Origin of the sequence: Sphaerisporangium rufum (genome assembly GCF_016863395.1) — a bacterium.
Classification (GTDB): Bacteria; Actinomycetota; Actinomycetes; order Streptosporangiales; family Streptosporangiaceae; genus Sphaerisporangium; species Sphaerisporangium rufum.
On sequence record NZ_BOOU01000069.1, the window covers coordinates 42,007 to 58,206 of the forward strand.

Below are 16,200 nucleotides of genomic sequence, written 5' to 3' on the forward strand. Positions count from 1 at the left end.
TGGTCCCATGCCGAAGCTGGCCGACCACGGCGAGCGGCGCGCGCAGATCGCCGAGGCGCTCCTGCGCATCGCCGGGAGCAAAGGGCTGCATGCCGTCACCATGCGGTCGGTCGCGGCGGAGGCGGGTTTCGCGGTGGCCGTCGTGCAGTACTACTTCGAGTCCAAGGAGAAGCTGCTGCTGTTCGCGCTACAGCACCTGGCGCACCGGCTGGCCGAGCGGGTCCGGGCACGGGTGGGCGCGGCCGGGCCGGGCGCGGGCGGTCTTCGCGCCGTCGAGGCCGTCCTCACCGAGGCGGTTCCCGCGGACGAGGAGAGCCGGATCTTCCACCTTGTCTACACGGCATACGCGGTCCTGTCGGTGACCGACCCGGCGCTGGCCGCCCAGCCCTTCCTGGACGCCCCCGACCGGATGCAGGCCTTCGTCGCCGACCGGTTGTGCGAGGCCCGAGACACCGGAGAGGCCGCCGCCAATCTCGACCCGGAGATCGAGGCGGCCGGCCTGCTCGCCATGTCGGCGGGTCTAGGCACCAGCGTCCTGCTGGGCCAGCGCACCGCCGACCAGGCCCTGCACATCCTGCGCCATCACCTCGCCCGCCTCGCCGTGCCCGACGCCTCCCGGCGCTGACCCGGTTCACCGGGTGGCACGGCGTACGGGCGCGGGCGTGGTGACGCGGCAGCGGCCCCGGGCCGCCTAGTGGCGTGGTCCGGCTTGACCTTGACACGGTGATAAGCCCTTCACTGTGGTCGAGGAGGTGGTCTCCATGGCCATGCCGGACGAGGACCCGAACACGATGCGCGCCCTCCGGGCGCTGGAGAACGAAGATCAGTCGGTGCGGCTGCGGGCGGCGCTGGCGGTCGGCACGAACCCGGATCCGCGGTTCGTCGACAAGCTCATCGAGCGATGCGCGATCGAGCCGGAGTTCCTCGTGCGCGACATGCTCACCTGGGCACTCACCCGCCACTCGTCGGCGATGACGGTCCCGCAGCTGATCGGGGAGCTCCGCTCGCCGCGCGCGCAGGCACGCAGCCAGGCGCTGCACACCCTGTCCAAGGTCGGTGACCGGCAGGCGTGGCCGGCGATCACCCGGGAGCTGCTGACCGACGCCGACGACGAGGTGGCCCGGGCCGCCTGGCGCGCCGCCGTCGTCCTGGTACCCGAAGGGGAGGAGTCCGGGCTGGCCGCGGTCCTGGTGACGCAGCTCGGCCGCGGCGGGCGCGAGGCCCAGCTGAGCCTCAGCCGGGCGCTGGTCGCGCTCGGCGAGGCGATCACGCCGGTCCTGCAAACCGCCAAGACGGATCCCGAGCCCCGGGTGCGCCGGCACGCCATCGCCACCGAAGGGCTGCTCCTCGACCCCGACGCCGGGTTCGAGTACGCGATCGAGGAGGCCAAGCGCATCGTAGCCTTGGGTACGAACGGCTAGGAGGGACGCCAGGCGGTGCTGATCGGCGAGGTGGCACGACGGTCCGGGGTGAGCGCCCGCATGCTCCGGCACTACGAGTCGCTCGGCCTGGTACGGCCGGCGGATCGTACCGGCAGCGGCTACCGGGAGTACTCCGGCGAGGACATCCAGCGGATCTTCCACATCGAGAGCCTGCGGTCCCTCGGGCTGTCGCTGCGCGAGGTGGGCCGGGCGCTGGACGATCCCGGCTTCGCGCCCGCGGCGCTGGTGGACGACCTGATCCGCCAGACGCGGGAGCGCATCGCGGGCGAGGTGGAACTGCTCACCCGGCTGCGCCGGATCGGTGCCGCCGAACCCGCCGGCTGGGAGGAGGTCCTGCGGATCGTCGCGCTGCTGCAGGCCCTGGGCTCGGAGAGCGCCGCCGGACGCCAGCGCGCGGCCCTGTCCGCGGCCGGCGAGGTGCCGGTGGAGGTGCTGGTCGAGGCGGTGTTGAGCGAGCCGAACCCGAACGTCGCCGGCGCCCTCCGCTGGGCGCTGGCGCGGTCGGGTGATGGCGGGCCGGCCCTGCTGGCGGAAGGGCTCGGCTCGCCGGCGCCCGCCGTGCGGCGGCGCGCCGTCGAGTCCATCGCCAAGCTCCCGGGCGACGAGGCGACCGCGCTGCTCCGCGACGCCCTCACGCACGCCGACCACGGGGTCCGCGGCCATGCGGCGCTGGCCCTCGGGGCGCGTGGCGTGGCCGACGCGGTTCCCACGCTCATCGACATGATCGTCCAGGGGGTGAACGACGTCGACGCGGCCGACGCGCTGGGCGCGCTGGCGGCCGATCCCGCCCTGGCGGACCGGATCGCCACCGGACTGGTCGACCGCCTCACCCAGGTCTCAGATGATCCGCCCGCTCGTGGCCGGCTGACCCAGGCGCTCGCCGACATCCCCGGGGCCACGGTGACCCGTGCCCTGACCGCCCTGTCCCAGGACGCCGACCGCGCCGTCGCCCTCACCGCGACCTACCTCCTCAAGCTCCGCGCCACCCGGTGAGCGGGCCGTTCCCGGGGGCGCCACCGCCGCTCGGCGACATGACGTCCCGGAGGCGGGGCGGGATGGACGTGTGGCTCAGCGTCCGGAGCCATGCCGCCGCGCGGTCCGTCCGGTACTGATCTTTACGCGCAGGGAGAAGAACACGAAGATCCGTGCCCATCTGAGGTTAGCGTCGCGATATGCCGACAGAGATCGTTTATGAGACGCATTCCTTGAGCGAGGACAACGATCGCGGGATCGCCACCGGATGGCTGCCCGGACGCCTGTCCGAGCGGGGCCGGCGGCTGGCCGCGGAACTGGGCGAGCGACGCCGGGCGGACGGCCTGACCGCCGTGTTCACCTCCGACCTGGCCCGGGCGGCCGAGACCGCCGCGCTGGCGTTCGCCGGGTCCGGCGTTCCGGTCCTGCACGACTGGCGGCTCCGCGAGTGCGACTACGGCGACCGCAACGGCATGCCCGCCGCCCAGTTGCACCGCAGCCGCTCCGAGCACCTCGACCGGCCCTACCCGGGCGGGGAGAGCTGGCGGCAGGCGGTGCACCGGGTCGGCCGCTTCCTCGACGACCTGCCGCTGCGCTGGAACGACACCCGGATCCTGGTGATCGGGCACGTTGCCACCCGCTGGGCGTTCGACCACATCCTGGACGGCGTCCCGCTGGAAGACCTGGTGGACGCCGATTTCGCCTGGCGCGAAGGCTGGGAGTACCGCCTCCCCTGACGGTGAAGCCACCTCGGTGCCCGGTGGGCGGCGGACGCCGATCAGGGAGACGGGATCTTGGTTTCTCGCACTCATCGCCGGAGTGCGGCAGGCTGATCAAGGGGAGATGGCGCCGCCGCGAGTCGGGGATGAGCGTCATCTGCACTGGACCATCAGCTGCCCGTCGGATATGCCACAGGAGTCCTTCGATGCCCGTCCAGCCCTCGACCGGTTCCCCGCATCCCGCCGAAGGGCCAGGTCACGACGCTGACCGTGCGGACGCCGGCATCCTGCCTGGAGCCGGCCCGTACACCGATGCGGTGCTGGCCGCCGCGATCGACGCCACCCGGCTGGGCGTCCGCGCCCCGCTGAGCGCCGAACTGCTGCGCGCGGCGGCGCCCGGCTACTGCCCGCCCGCCCGGTGGGCCGCGGCCCCCGCCGACTGGTTCGAGGCCGCCCTCGCCTCCGCCACCGCCTCCGCCGCCCTCGTCGCCACCGAGATGGGCCGGGAGGCGGGCTACCAGGTCGCCGACGACCTCCAGGGGCACGCCGGAGCCCGCCGCCACCCGGCGAAGGTGCCGGGCACCTGCTGGCAGGCCCTCTGCGACCACCTCGCCGACCCCGGCGATCAGCTCCGCGCCGGCACCGCCGCGACGAACCGGCTGCTGTACCGCTACGCCGAACCCCTGCTCCGCCGGGCCGCCGACGGTGGCGCGGAGCAGGCCGCCGTCCGGCTGGCGGATCTGCTGGCCGGGCGCGAGCGCATGGCGGAGGCGCTGGCCCTGCTGCGGGTGCCGGCGGACGCCGGTGACGAGGAGGCCGCCGCCAGGCTGGCCGAGTTGCTGGCCGGTGAGGGCCGGGAGGAGGAGTTACGGTCACGGGCCGAGGCGGGGGACAGGTGGGCCGCATCTCGACTCGCCGAGTGGCTCACTGAGCAGGGGCGGGTGGCGGAGGCGTCGGCGGTGCTGCGGGTGCGGGCGGACGCGGGCGATGAACGGGCTGCCCACCTGATGGCCGAATTGGCCGCCGGTCAGGAGCAGGTGATGGACCCGTTGGCGCGGTTGCGGGTACGCGCCGACGCCGGTGATGGGCGGGCCGCCGCCCGGCTGGCCGATCTGGCGGTCGTGCGGGAGCGCCCGGAGGAGGCGCTGGCGACGCTGCGGGTGCGGGCGGACGCCGGTGACGAGGAGGCGGCCTCGCGGCTGGCGACGCTGCTGGCCAGGCAGGGAGAAGTGGCGGAACTCCGGGCGCGGGCCGACGCGGGCGACGAGTGGGCCGTCCTGAAGGTGGCGTCACTGCTGGCCGATCAAGGGCAGGTGACGGAGGCGGTGGCGATGTTGCGTGCACGGGCTGACGTCGGCGACGAAAGAGCGGGCGCCATGCTGAGTACGCTCCTGTTCCAGCACGGGCGGATGGCGGACCTGCGTGCCCGAGTCGACATGGCGAGGAACTCGCATCCCTGTTCTTCCTCGAACTCCTCGCCCGCGAAGATCCGGCACAGGCGGCGCAGGTCCGCCGGCACGGCCTGCCGGCTGATTGACCGGATCATCCGACCCCGGCGCCCTGGAAGCGGGATCAGCGAGCCGTTCACCCGGCGCCGGTCTCTCCCGGGCCGTTACCCCACCGCCCATCCACCCGGTGGGGCAGAAGGTCACCCGGCCACGTCGCCCCCTCGCGCGACCAGCACCCCGTTCACCCGCAGCCGGTCCCTCCCGCACCCGCACGCGGAGCGCGCGCCGAATCACAACCCGCGGAAGGTAGGGGTCTGCTTGGCGAGGAAGGAGCGGGTGGCGGCGTGGTGGTCTTCGGTCTTGGCGCAGGTGTCCTGCAGGTCGGCCTCGACCTCCAGGGATTCCTCCAGAGAGTGCGCGGCGGCGAAGTCCAGGGCCTGCTTGACGGCGCCGTAAGCCACGGTGGGGCCGGCGGCCAGGCGGGCGGCCAGCTCGCGGGCGGCGGCCAGGGCGTCGGGGGCGACCGAGGTGACCAGGCCGAGGCGCAGGGCCTCGGCGGCGTCCACCGGGGTGCCGAGGAGGAGCAGCTCGCGGGCCTTGGCCGGGCCGACCAGCCGGGGGAGCGTCCAGGAGGCGCCGGAGTCGGGGGCGAGGCCGATGGCGGTGAAGGCCATGGTGAACCGGGCGTTCTCGGCGGCCACCCGGAAGTCGCAGGCGAAGGCCAGCGAGGCGCCGGCGCCGGCCGCGATGCCGTTGACGGCGGCCACCACCGGCTTGCCCATGCCGGTCACCGCCATGATGATCGGGTTGTAGTGGCCGCGGACGGTGTCGTTGAGGCCGGTGCCGGCGTCGAGGTTCTCGGCGTGCTCCCGCAGGTCCTGCCCGACGCAGAACGCCCGGCCGGCCCCGGTGATCAGCACCGCCCGGGCGCCGGCGTCGTCGCGGGCGCGCTCCAGCGCCTCCAGCAGCGCGGCCTTCATCGGCACGGTGAGCGCGTTCATCGCCTCCGGGCGGTCCAGCGTGATCGTCGCGACTCCGCCGGTCAGGTCGTACCGCACGTGCTCGTGGCCGTGCACGTCGGTGGCCGGGCGGTCGGGAGACTGATCCATCAGTGGACTCCTTTGTCCAGGTTGCGGGTGACGAAGGCGGCGGCCGCCGGCAGCAGCCGGGCGGCCTCTTGTTCGAAGTAGGCGCGGGCCTTCTCGCCCGGCCAGGCCGCCGGGAGGAGCTCGGCCGGCAGGCCCGGATCGCGGAACAGGAAGTTGCGCCATCCGTGGACCAGTCTGCTGCGTGCCGCGAAGATCCGGTCGTCGGGGGCGTCGTCGTCCAGCGCGCCGACCAGGTCGACGGCCTGTTCCATCCATTCCTCGTAGGCGCGGGCGATGCCGTCCAGGTCCCAGGCCCGGCCGACCAGCTCGCGCGGGTCGCCGTCCAGGGTGGCCTCGAAGCGGTCGGCGGCCAGCTCCAGGTCGTCCAGCAGCGCGGGGAGTTCCGGCGAGGGGCGGGGCCCGATCCAGGTGGTCTCGGCCAGCGGCGCGTAGCCGAGGAACGCCAGGTCGGCCCGGAGCCGCTCGCGGCGGGGCCGGTCGCGCACCGGCGGCACGACCAGCACGTGCCATCGCCCGGACCAGGAGGCGCCGCCGCCGCGGTAGACGCGAACGGCGGTCTCGTCCAGCCGGCGCAGGCACTTGGGGGTGAGCGCGTACCCCGGGCCCTGCGGGAGGCGGACCGGCCGCAGCCAGTCCTGCCGGACCATCCGGGAGATCGCCGTGCGGACGGCCGGGGCGGCGATGTCCAGCGGCGCCAGCAGCCGTACCAGGGCTGCTACGGAGGCATGTCCGGAACGAATTCTCAGGTGGTCTCCGTAGAGATCGAAAAGCGCGGAACGGGCGTTCACATAGGCCAGTTTGGTCGGCGCAAGGGTCCCGGACAACGCATTCTGGGAGGAGATCGTTACCCATGTGCGCTCGGGAGGCGGGATAATAGGACGTCACAGAAGACGTGAAAGCGGCGGGCGGTCGAGCGCGGACAGGCGCGCTTCGGCATCGCGCAGGCCGAGGCAGGAAGGGATACACGCATGGCGGCGATGAAGCCGCGGACCGGCGACGGTCCGCTGGAGGTCACCAAGGAAGGACGGGGCATTGTCATGCGGGTCCCTCTGGAGGGTGGCGGGCGGCTCGTCGTCGAACTCTCACCAGACGAGGCCCGAGCCCTCGGCGACGCTCTGAAGAACGTCGTCGGCTGACATACCCCTGAGATCCACCACTGACACAGGCGACTTGACGGCCCCGGCGGCCGGGCCGCGCCCCCGCGCCGGGGCTGTCGCACATCCAAGCCCGGGGAGGGCCCGCGAGATGCCGATCGAGTCCACGCTGCGATTCACCGAATCCCCGGCAGGTGACGCCGAAATGCGCGCCGTGCCGTTCGGCGATGATCTGACCGCCGAGGTGGAGCTGCCGGTCCCGGTACCGGCGCTGCTGGCCCATCACGAGGCCAAGGGGCAGGCCGGTGAGATCGTCGAGGCGCCGGTGAGTGCGGGCGGCGAGGTGCGTCGGGTGCTGCTGTACGGCACGGGGGACGGCTCGCCGGGGGCGCTGCGCGCCGCGGGTGCCGCGCTGGCCCGCCGGGCCAAGGGCCGCCGGTCGCTGGAGATCGCCCTGCCCGCGGACGCGGCGGACGCGGGGTGGGCGGCGCTGGCCGAGGGGGCGCTGCTGGCCTGCTACACGATGCGGATCGGCCAGGCGCGCGGCGCCGCGGTCGCCGAGATCCGGCTGGCGGGCCCGGCGGCGGCCCGGGACGCGGTGGCGCGCGCCGAGGTGGTGGCCCGGGCCACCGCCACCGCGCGCGACCTGGCCAACACGCCGGCCTCGGTGAAGACCCCGGCCTGGCTGGCGGACCGGGCGGTGGAGATCGCCGAACGGTCCGGCCTGACCGCGAAGATCTTCGACCAGGCGGAGCTGGCCGCCGGCGGGTTCGGCGGCATCCTGGCGGTCGGCCAGGGGTCGGCCAGCCCGCCCCGGCTGATCGAGCTGTCCTATCGCCCCGACGACCCGGACGGCACGCACGTGGTGCTGGTGGGCAAGGGCATCACCTTCGACAGCGGCGGCCTGTCGCTCAAGCCGACCGACGGCATGAAGTTCATGAAGACCGACATGGCGGGCGGCGCCGTGGTGATCGCGGTGCTGGGCGCGTTGCGCGACCTGGGCGTCCGCACCAGGGTGACCGGGCTGGTGGCCGCGGCGGAGAACATGCCGTCCGGCTCGGCGCAGCGCCCGGGCGACGTGATCACCCACTACGGCGGGCGCACGGTCGAGGTGCTGAACACCGACGCCGAGGGCCGGCTGGTGCTGGCCGACGCGCTGGCGTACGCGGACGAGCGGCTGGACCCCGACACCGTGGTGGACGTGGCCACCCTGACCGGCGCCATCACCGTCGCGCTCGGCAAGGACGTCGGCGCGGTGTTCTCGCCGAGCGACGAGCTGGCCCGGGAGCTGACCGAGGCGGGGTCGGCGGCCGGCGACCGGCTGTGGCGGATGCCGATCGTCGAGGACTACCGGCCCGCGCTGGACTCGCCGGTGGCCGACCTGTGCAACATCGACGGGGAGAACCGGTTCGGCGGCGGGGCGATCACCGCCGCGCTGTTCCTGCGCGAGTTCGCCGGCGGGCGCCGCTGGGCGCACCTGGACATCGCGGGGGTGGCGCGCAGCACCGCCGACGAGGGCGTCTTCACCAAGGGTGCCACCGGCTACGGCACCCGCCTGCTGCTGCGCTGGCTCGCCCCCACCGCTCCAGACGCAGCCCCGGACTCCACCGCCTAGGGCTCCGCCGTGCAGGGCTGAGCGGCGCCTGGACGCGGTTCCCGGCGCCGCCGCCGCGGTCACCTCGGCTCCGGCCGGCAGGGCCGGGCGTGGCCCCCCGGGGTCAGGTGGGCAGCTTGATGGCGGCCAGCAGGCCGTCGCCCAGCGGGATCATCACCGACCGCAGCCGCTCGTCCTCGCGGACCAGCTTGCCCAGCTCGCGGATCGCCACGGTGTCCGGGTCGCGCTGCGCCGGGTCGGCCACCCGGTCGTGCCACAGCGCGTTGTCGAACGCCACGATGCCGCCGGGCCGTAGCAGGCGCACCGCCTCGCCCAGATAGTCGCCGTACTTGGCCTTGTCCGCGTCGCAGAACACCAGGTCGTAGCCGCCGTCGGCCAGCCGAGGCAGCACGTCCAGGGCGCGCCCGCCGATCAGCCGGACCCGGCTGCCGGAGAACCCGGCCTCGGCGAACGCCTGGCGGGCCAGCCGCTGGTGCTCGGGCTCGCGGTCGATGCTGGTCAGCGTGCCGTCCGGCCGCATGCCGCGCAGCAGCCACAGGCCGGACACCCCGCAGCCGGTGCCGATCTCGACCACGGCGCGGGCGTTGATGGCCGTCGCCAGGAAGCACAGCGCCGCACCGGCGCCGGGCAGCACGGGGACGGCCCCCACGTCGACGCCGCGCCGGCGGGCGGCCCGCTGCACGTCGTCCTCGGTATGGAAGCCCTCCGCGTAGGCCAGGGTGGCCTCCACCGGAGTACTCGGCGTCGGGGCCATCGGCCTCTCCTCCAGCCTTCGCCGTACGCACGTTTTGGTCGCAGCCTAGGGGAGTGAGAGCCGTACGGGAACTCACGCCACATCCTGCACGTTGCACCCTTTGAACGACCTTTGTACGAGGGAGTTCCCGGACACGGTCCAGCCTGATCGGTTCGCGGGTACGCAGGAGGGGACGAAAGCAGGCACTATGGCTGTAGCGGTGGTCCCGGAGAGAGGAGTGCTGGTGGAAGATCGCCACCAGGCCGATACTCCTGACAGTGCGTTCGCCGGGGGAGAGCCCCGGTTGCCCGGGGAGGGCTGGACTCCTCCGACGTGGGAGGAGGTCGTCCGCACCCATTCGGCGCGCGTCTACCGGCTGGCATACCGGCTGACCGGCAACGTGCACGACGCCGAAGATCTCACCCAGGAGGTCTTCGTCCGGGTGTTCCGGTCCCTGTCCAGCTACACGCCCGGCACTTTCGAGGGCTGGCTGCACCGCATCACCACGAACCTTTTCCTGGACATGGCGCGGCGCAGGCAGCGCATCCGGTTCGAGGGGCTCGGCGACGACGCCGGGGAGCGGCTGCGCGGCCGCGAGCCCTCGCCGGCCCAGGTGTTCGACGACGCGCAGCTGGAGCCGGACATCCAGGCGGCCCTCGACTCGCTGCACCCGGAGTTCCGCGCCGCGGTGGTGCTGTGCGACATCGAAGGCCTGTCCTATGAGGAGATCGCGGCGACGCTCGGCGTGAAGCTGGGCACCGTACGCAGCCGTATCCACCGCGGTCGTAGCCAGTTGCGGGAGGCGCTCGAGCACCGGGCACCCCGTCGTGACGGACTCCCCCCGACCGTGACCAGGGAGGGAGCATGAGCCATCTCGGCGAGCGCGCGTCCGCGCTCATTGACGGCGAGCTCGGCCACGCCGAGCGCGAGCGTGCGCTGGCGCATCTGACGTTCTGCGCGGACTGCCGCGTCGAACTCGACGCGATGCGGGCGCTCAAGAGCCGCCTTCGATCACTGGAGGCGCCGGTCATGCCGGCGGACCTCACGATGTCCCTGCTGCGGATGTCCGAGCCCGGCGGGCCGATCCCGCCGCGCGTCCGTCCCTTTCCCGATGTCTCCTACTCGCTGACCAGCGCGCCGGCCGACAACCGGCCGCGCCGGGGCGCCGGTTTCGCCGGCCCCGGCCGGGCGGGCCGGCCGGGCCGGGGCCGGCGCGGCGGGTACGTCGCGGTCGGCGTCGCGTCGGCCGCCGTCGCCCTCGGCACGCTGTTCATGGTGGGCGGCACCGAGAGCCAGAACCAGCGGCCGCCGGTGGAGATGTTCGCCAACCAGCACCGGGCCACCACTCCGGCGGGCACGGTCACGCCGGCCCGCCAGGGCGGCGTCCAGCAGCGGCCCTGACCGGTGTGCCGGGCGTCCGCGCCCGGCACACCGTACCGGAGAGGCCGGGACGGCGCATACGATCGAAGCCACGCCGCCGGGTGTCGCCGGGCCTTACGGGTTTCGTATGGTCGCCGCGCGACAATCTGGGGTAAGCGAACTTGACTTTGGTCCCGGGAGTGAGCCTTCGATGACCGACGAGAAGCGTGCCTTCGATGCGGGGGAGGCGGCCCCGCCGTCCCAGCGGTCCTGGGACGGCTCGCCGGATGACGGTTCGGGCACCGGCGGCATGCGGGTGCGTCCGGAGTTCCGGCCGGCCGGCGACCGTGGGCCGGGTGACGCCCCGGTCTCCGGTCCCGACGCCTTCACCGGGCCGAACCCCTACGCGGGCGCCGGTCCCTACGGGGCGGGCGAGCGGCGTGACCAGTACGAGAACACCGGGCCGATCCCCTTCGCCGCCGAGCGCACCGACGCCTACCCCTCCCCGGGGTACGGAGGGTGGGGCAACCCGTCCGGCGGGCCGCTCCCGCCGCCGCCCGGCCAGGCCGGCCCGAACGGTCCGGGCGGCCCTGGCGGCCCTGGCGGCCCTGGGGGTTCCTACGGCCCGCCGCCGCCGCGCAACGCCTACGGCATGGGGCCCGGCTGGGCGCCGCCGCCGTCCGGCGGTCCGGAGCCGCGGCGGGCGGGCCTGCCGAAGACCGGCGTGCTGGTCGCGCTGGCCCTGCTGATCGCGCTGGTGGCCTCGGTGGCGGGCAGCGCCGGCACCTTCCTGCTCACCCGGTCGGCCGACTCCGGCGTCGACCCCGCCTACACGATCGGGAAGCCGAGCGGCACGGTCGTCAACCGGGCGCCCGACTCGGTGGCCGGCATCGCGGCCAGGGTGCTGCCGAGCGTGGTGTCGCTGGACGTGCGCGGCAACAGCGAGGCGGGCACCGGCTCCGGGTTCGTGATCAAGGGCGGTTACGTGGTCACCAACAACCATGTGGTGGCCGCCGGAGTGCAGACCGGCAACATCAAGATCTCCTTCAACAACAAGAAGACCTCGCCGGCCAAGATCGTCGGACGGGATCCCAGCTCCGACATCGCGGTGGTCAAGCCGGACAACACCTTCGGGGCCCCGGAGATCGCGCTGGGCGACTCCGACAAGGTGGTGGTCGGCGACCCGGTGATCGCCATCGGCTCGCCGCTCGGCCTGTCCGGCACGGTGACCACCGGCATCGTCAGCTCGCTGAACCGCCCGGTCACCGCGGGCGGCGAGAGCGGCTCGGAGTCGTCGTTCATCAACGCCATCCAGACCGACGCGGCGATCAACCCGGGCAACTCCGGCGGGCCGCTGGTCAACGCCGCGGGTGAGGTCATCGGGGTCAACTCCGCCATCGCCACCCTCGGCAGCTCCTCGATCGGCGGTTCGCAGAGCGGCAGCATCGGCCTGGGCTTCTCCATCCCGGCCAACCACGTGCGCCGGATCGCCGAGGAGCTCATCACCACCGGCACGGCCAAGAAGTCGCGGATCGGCGTCCAGCTCGACACCTCCTACACCGGAGAGGGCGTCCGGATCGCCACCAGCGGCCAGCCGGGCCTGGGCGAGGCGGTCACCCCCGACGGTCCGGCCGCCCGGGCGGGGCTCAAGGCCGGTGACGTGATCCTGGAGGTGGACGGCACGCCGATGAGCCAGCCGTCCGAGCTGATCGTCACCATCCGCAGCAAGGCGCCCGGCGACAAGGTGAACATCAAATACACCAGGGACGGCAAGGAGCGCACCGCCACCGTCACCGTCGAGGCGGCGCCGGTGCCGACCCCGCAGCCGTCCTGATCGGCCGCCGCGTGGTGCCCCGCCCGGTCGTGGCTTAGTCTGAAGACGGCCGGTGCGGGGCTTTCGCCGTCCCGCGGTCGCGGCCGCCGTCGAAGGTAGGAGATCAGCGTGTTCGGACTCGGCCTGGGAGAGGTCCTGGCGCTCGTGGTCATCGGCCTGCTGGTGCTCGGCCCGGAGAAGCTCCCGCAGGCCGCCGCCCAGGCCGGCCGGGCGCTGCGCCAGGTGCGCCGGATGGCGGACAACGCCCGCAACGACCTGCGCGACAACCTCGGCCCGGAGTTCGCGGACTTCGACCCGCGGGACCTGCACCCGAAGAACTTCGTCCGCAAGCACCTGATCCAGGACCTTGAGGACGACTGGAACCGCCCGGCCGCCGATCCGGCGGCCGCCTACACCCCCGACTACGCCGAGCCGGCCTACGCCGACCGGGGCGGCGAGCTCGGCTACGGCGAGATCCCGCCGTACGACTCCGAAGCGACCTGACCCGGCGCGGTGGCTCGCCCGCCCGCGGCGCCGGTAGCCTCGCCGCGCGTCCGGCAGGTGCGCCGCCGCACAGATTTACCGGCCGGGACGCCCGGCCGCCGCACATCACGCCGCGAACGACGCGAAGGGCCCGCCCGGCCGCTTGGGTTCACATGGTCGTCGCAACACCTCGATCTTGAGGGGTTGCGACGACCATGTCGTTGTCGGAGGAGATGGGCCGGGAGCGCGGTCAGCGGCCGGCCGGGGACAGGCCGAGCTGCATGCCCTTGATGCTGCCGCTCTTCCTGGCCAGCCCGGTGGCGATGCGCCGCAGCTCGGCCGCGGCCGGGGACTCGGGCTCCGACAGCACCAGCGGCTTGCCGCTGTCGCCGCCCTCGCGCAGCCCGAGGTCGATCGGCACCTGGCCGAGCAGCGGCACCCGGCTGCCCAGCGTGCGGGTCAGCCCGTCGGCGACCGCCTGGCCGCCGCCCTCGCCGAACACCGCGATGCGCTCGTCGCAGTGCGGGCAGGGCAGCCACGCCATGTTCTCGATGACGCCGGCGATCTGCTGGTGGGTCTGGGTGGCGATGGACCCGGCCCGCTCGGCCACCTCGGCGGCGGCCTGCTGCGGCGTGGTGACCACCAGGATCTCCGCGCTCGGCATCCGCTGGGCGACGGAGATCGCGATGTCGCCGGTGCCGGGCGGCAGGTCCATGAACAGCACGTCCAGGTCGCCCCAGTAGACGTCCGCGAGGAACTGGTGCAGCGCCCGGTCGAGCATCGGCCCGCGCCACACCACCGGGGTGTTGCCCGGCGGCTTGAACATGCCGACCGAGATGACCTTCATGTCGTAGGCCACCGGCGGCATGATCATGTCTTCGACCTTGGTGGGGCGCTCGTTCACGCCGAGCATGCGCGGCACCGAGTGGCCGTAGATGTCGGCGTCCACCACGCCGACCTTCAGGCCGGAGGCGGCCATCGCGGCGGCCAGGTTCACCGTCACCGAGGACTTTCCGACGCCGCCCTTGCCGCTGGCCACCGCGAAGACGCGGGTCAGCGAGCCGGGCTTGGCGAACGGGATCTCCTTCTCCGGGCCGCGGTTGCCGCGCAGCTTGGTCTGCAGGGTCTGCCGCTGCTCGGCGCTCATCACGTCCAGCTCGACCTGCACGCCGGTGACGCCCTCGACTCCGGAGACCGCGGCGGTGACGTCCCGGGTGATGGTGTCACGCATCGGGCAGCCGGCGACGGTCAGGTAGACGCCGACCCGCACCACCCCATCGGGGGAGATATCGACGCTCTTGACCATGTCAAGGTCGGTGATCGGCCGGCGGATCTCCGGGTCGTTGACCGTTGCCAGGGCGGCCGTCACCTGATCTGGGGTTGGTGCCATGGATCCATGGTATGAACCTGGCGCCGTTCCGACGAATCCCGCCCCGGGCGCGCCGCCCGAGATCGTCCCGCGGCCGGATCCGGCCGCCGGGACCGGGACCGTGTCGATCGGCTCCGTCGCCCGGTCGCCGCTCCGGTCCGCGAGCCCGTTCCCGGTCGACCGCGCGAGCCCGTTCCCGTTCCCCGGTCGACCGGGCCACGCGGCGGCACCCCGGCGATCGGGCCACGCGGCGGCGCCCGGGCGATCGGGCGGGATCCGGTGGTCTCCGGTTCGCGGGCACTTTGTGGCGGCTCGCCGGTCCTTTTCGCAGCGCCGGTCCTTTATTCAGCTCGTCGGTCATTCTCCTGAAATGGTGCGACTGCTCGGCACATAGGAGGAGTGTGCTTACTTCCGTCGACCAGAGGAGACGACCATTGGACCCGCCCGTGGCTGACCCCCGGCCCGCCAGGTTCGAGGCGGTCTACCGCGAGACCTACGGCCTGATCACCGCCTACGCCGCGCGCCGGTGCGACAGCCCGCAGGACGCCGCCGACGTGGTCGCCGAGACCTTCACCATCGCCTGGCGGCGGCTGGACGACCTGCCGCCCGGCCCGGAGGCCCTGCTGTGGCTGTACGGGGTGGCCCGCAACGTGCTGGCCAACCACCGGCGCGGCGAGGCCCGCCGCCGGGCCCGCGACACCGAGCTGGACGCCGAGATGGCCGACCTGTACGCCGCCCGCCCGGACGGCGGCGTCGAGCTGGGCGCGATCGCCGAGGCGTTCCGCGCCCTGCCCGGCGACGACCGCGAGCTGCTGGCCCTGGTGGCCTGGGAGGGCCTGGACCGCGCCGAGGTGGCCCGGGTGCTCGGCGTCTCCCGCAACGCCGTCCGGGTCCGCCTGCACCGCGCCCGGCGGCGCCTGGCCCGCGCGCTCGCCACCGCGGGCGTCCCCACCACCGAATCCCGACTCGTCCCCACCGAGAGGTCACTGTGAAGGACATCGACCGGCTCGACGCCGCGCTGCGGCCGCTCGCCCGGGTCACCCCGGGCACCCCGCCCGCCGGAGCGTCCGGCGCCGGCGCGCGGAGCCTGCTGGCGACCATCCTCGCCGAGGACCCGGCCCGGGAACCGTCCGATGCCGCTGCCCGGCCCCGGCCGGCCCGCCGCTACCCCGTCCGGCGGTTCGCGCTGGGCGCCGCCGCCGCGGCGGCGATCGCCACCGGGATCGTGGCCGGCCCCGGCCTGCTGTCCGGCGCCACCCCCTCCTACGCCGTCAGCAAGGACGCGGACGGCGTCGTCTACGTCACGATTCGCGACTTCACCGACCCCGGCGGGCTGCGCCGGCAACTACGGGACCTGGACGTCCCGGCCATCGTCGACTACGCCCCGCCCGGCCGGTGGTGCAGGGAACCGCGCGGCGAGCACGTGGCGGACATCCCTGCCGGGCTCTACTCGGTGCCGGAGAACATTCCGGGAGAGGAGCACGGAAACGGGTGGCGGATGCGAATCGACACAAAGCTGTTCCGGCCCGGCGAGACGTTCGTGTGGACCATCAGCGACAACTCGACCAGCACCATCCTGATGAGGGGGCCGGTGTCACCGTGTGTCCTGATCCCCAGTACGAACAACATGATCAGAACGATGCCGCCGTCCCTGCCGCCCGAACTCGACAAGGTGGCCACGCACGTCGCCACCGTAAAGGGGGGTTCCCTGGCCGGGTTCCGGGTGGATGAGAAGACCGTGGGCGAGGTGCTGCCCGAGCTGCGCAGACGCGGGTTGAGGGTGGAGTTCGTCCTCATGGCCATCGCTCAGGGAAACCCGGGTGGCTACGGAGTCCTCGGCGTGCGGAAGAAGCCGGTCGGCGACGACTGGATCGTCTGGGAGGCGAACGAGGACCGTCCGTCGAACGGCGTGGTCCAGTTGCTGGTCACCAAGGAGCGCTACGACCGCAACCCCGTCTACGCCGGCCCGCGCGACGCGATCATCAAGGAGTGACCCGATCCTGGGCCGAAGTCCCGGCGGGGGGCGGGACTTCGGCCCAGGCGA

16 protein-coding genes are annotated in these 16,200 nt (G+C 73.6%); 12 read left to right on the forward strand and 4 right to left on the reverse strand.

Translation table 11 applies throughout. The annotated features are described in order from the left end of the window. Window positions 1-7 precede the first annotated feature (7 nt). From Sru01_RS25770 to Sru01_RS25785, 4 genes are all read left to right on the forward strand, one after another. On the forward strand, window positions 8-625 hold the full coding sequence (locus Sru01_RS25770) for a TetR/AcrR family transcriptional regulator (RefSeq protein ID WP_203990563.1): 618 nt from the start codon (window positions 8-10) through the stop codon (window positions 623-625). A gap of 115 nt (window positions 626-740) precedes the next feature. Further along, the gene (locus Sru01_RS25775) at window positions 741-1,421 is read left to right on the forward strand and encodes a HEAT repeat domain-containing protein (protein ID WP_373869546.1); all 681 of its coding nucleotides are present in this window, start codon (window positions 741-743) and stop codon (window positions 1,419-1,421) included. A 15-nt stretch (window positions 1,422-1,436) separates the two neighbouring features. Next, window positions 1,437-2,435: a HEAT repeat domain-containing protein gene (locus Sru01_RS25780; RefSeq protein ID WP_203990565.1), complete on the forward strand. Its 999-nt coding sequence runs from the start codon at window positions 1,437-1,439 to the stop codon at window positions 2,433-2,435. A 179-nt stretch (window positions 2,436-2,614) separates the two neighbouring features. Next, entirely contained in the window at window positions 2,615-3,151 is a 537-nt protein-coding gene (locus tag Sru01_RS25785; protein ID WP_203990567.1) for a histidine phosphatase family protein, read from the forward strand. A 1,720-nt stretch (window positions 3,152-4,871) separates the two neighbouring features. Here Sru01_RS25785 and Sru01_RS25790 read toward each other — a convergent pair. After that, the gene (locus Sru01_RS25790; protein ID WP_203990569.1) at window positions 4,872-5,690 is read right to left on the reverse strand and encodes an enoyl-CoA hydratase-related protein; all 819 of its coding nucleotides are present in this window, start codon (window positions 5,688-5,690) and stop codon (window positions 4,872-4,874) included. Continuing rightward, window positions 5,690-6,478: a PaaX family transcriptional regulator gene (locus Sru01_RS25795; protein WP_203990572.1), complete on the reverse strand. Its 789-nt coding sequence runs from the start codon at window positions 6,476-6,478 to the stop codon at window positions 5,690-5,692. The genes Sru01_RS25790 and Sru01_RS25795 overlap by 1 nt, the downstream gene beginning before the upstream one ends. Before the next feature lie 180 nt (window positions 6,479-6,658). Between Sru01_RS25795 and Sru01_RS25800 the strand changes: the two genes are divergently transcribed. After that, complete coding sequence (locus Sru01_RS25800) at window positions 6,659-6,826, forward strand: DUF3117 domain-containing protein (RefSeq protein ID WP_114033903.1); 168 nt, start codon at window positions 6,659-6,661, stop codon at window positions 6,824-6,826. Window positions 6,827-6,935: 109 nt separating this feature from the next. Continuing rightward, window positions 6,936-8,399 (forward strand): leucyl aminopeptidase, encoded by a 1,464-nt coding sequence (locus Sru01_RS25805; RefSeq protein ID WP_203990574.1) that lies wholly within the window; start codon window positions 6,936-6,938, stop codon window positions 8,397-8,399. A 103-nt stretch (window positions 8,400-8,502) separates the two neighbouring features. Here the strand turns inward: Sru01_RS25805 and Sru01_RS25810 are convergent, their stop codons facing one another. Beyond that, window positions 8,503-9,153, reverse strand: a complete 651-nt coding sequence (locus Sru01_RS25810; protein ID WP_203990577.1) for an O-methyltransferase — start codon at window positions 9,151-9,153, stop codon at window positions 8,503-8,505. A gap of 187 nt (window positions 9,154-9,340) precedes the next feature. Here Sru01_RS25810 and sigE point away from each other — a divergent pair, with 187 nt between their 5' ends. The 4 genes from sigE to Sru01_RS25830 all read left to right on the forward strand — a co-directional run bounded on the left by sigE (window position 9,341) and on the right by Sru01_RS25830 (window position 12,808). Further along, window positions 9,341-10,000, forward strand: coding sequence for an RNA polymerase sigma factor SigE (gene sigE / locus Sru01_RS25815; RefSeq protein ID WP_203990581.1), 660 nt, complete (start codon window positions 9,341-9,343; stop codon window positions 9,998-10,000). Continuing rightward, a complete protein-coding gene (locus Sru01_RS25820; protein WP_203990584.1) occupies window positions 9,997-10,533 on the forward strand; it encodes an anti-sigma factor family protein in 537 nt (178 codons plus the stop codon). The genes sigE and Sru01_RS25820 overlap by 4 nt, the downstream gene beginning before the upstream one ends. 169 nt (window positions 10,534-10,702) lie before the next feature. Then, a complete protein-coding gene (locus Sru01_RS25825) occupies window positions 10,703-12,325 on the forward strand; it encodes a S1C family serine protease (RefSeq protein WP_203990587.1) in 1,623 nt (540 codons plus the stop codon). 108 nt (window positions 12,326-12,433) lie between these two features. After that, entirely contained in the window at window positions 12,434-12,808 is a 375-nt protein-coding gene (locus Sru01_RS25830) for a sec-independent translocase (protein WP_203990590.1), read from the forward strand. A 229-nt stretch (window positions 12,809-13,037) separates the two neighbouring features. Here Sru01_RS25830 and Sru01_RS25835 read toward each other — a convergent pair whose 3' ends face one another. Beyond that, window positions 13,038-14,177 carry an Mrp/NBP35 family ATP-binding protein gene (locus Sru01_RS25835; protein WP_203990593.1) on the reverse strand — a complete coding sequence of 380 codons (1,140 nt, stop codon included), beginning with the start codon at window positions 14,175-14,177 and terminating at the stop codon, window positions 13,038-13,040. Between the two features lie 425 nt (window positions 14,178-14,602). On the opposite strand from Sru01_RS25835, the gene Sru01_RS25840 reads away from it, so the two are divergent. Continuing rightward, a complete protein-coding gene (locus Sru01_RS25840; protein ID WP_203990596.1) occupies window positions 14,603-15,148 on the forward strand; it encodes an RNA polymerase sigma factor in 546 nt (181 codons plus the stop codon). Then, a complete protein-coding gene (locus tag Sru01_RS25845; RefSeq protein WP_203990598.1) occupies window positions 15,145-16,149 on the forward strand; it encodes a hypothetical protein in 1,005 nt (334 codons plus the stop codon). The genes Sru01_RS25840 and Sru01_RS25845 overlap by 4 nt, the downstream gene beginning before the upstream one ends. Window positions 16,150-16,200: the final 51 nt, after the last annotated feature.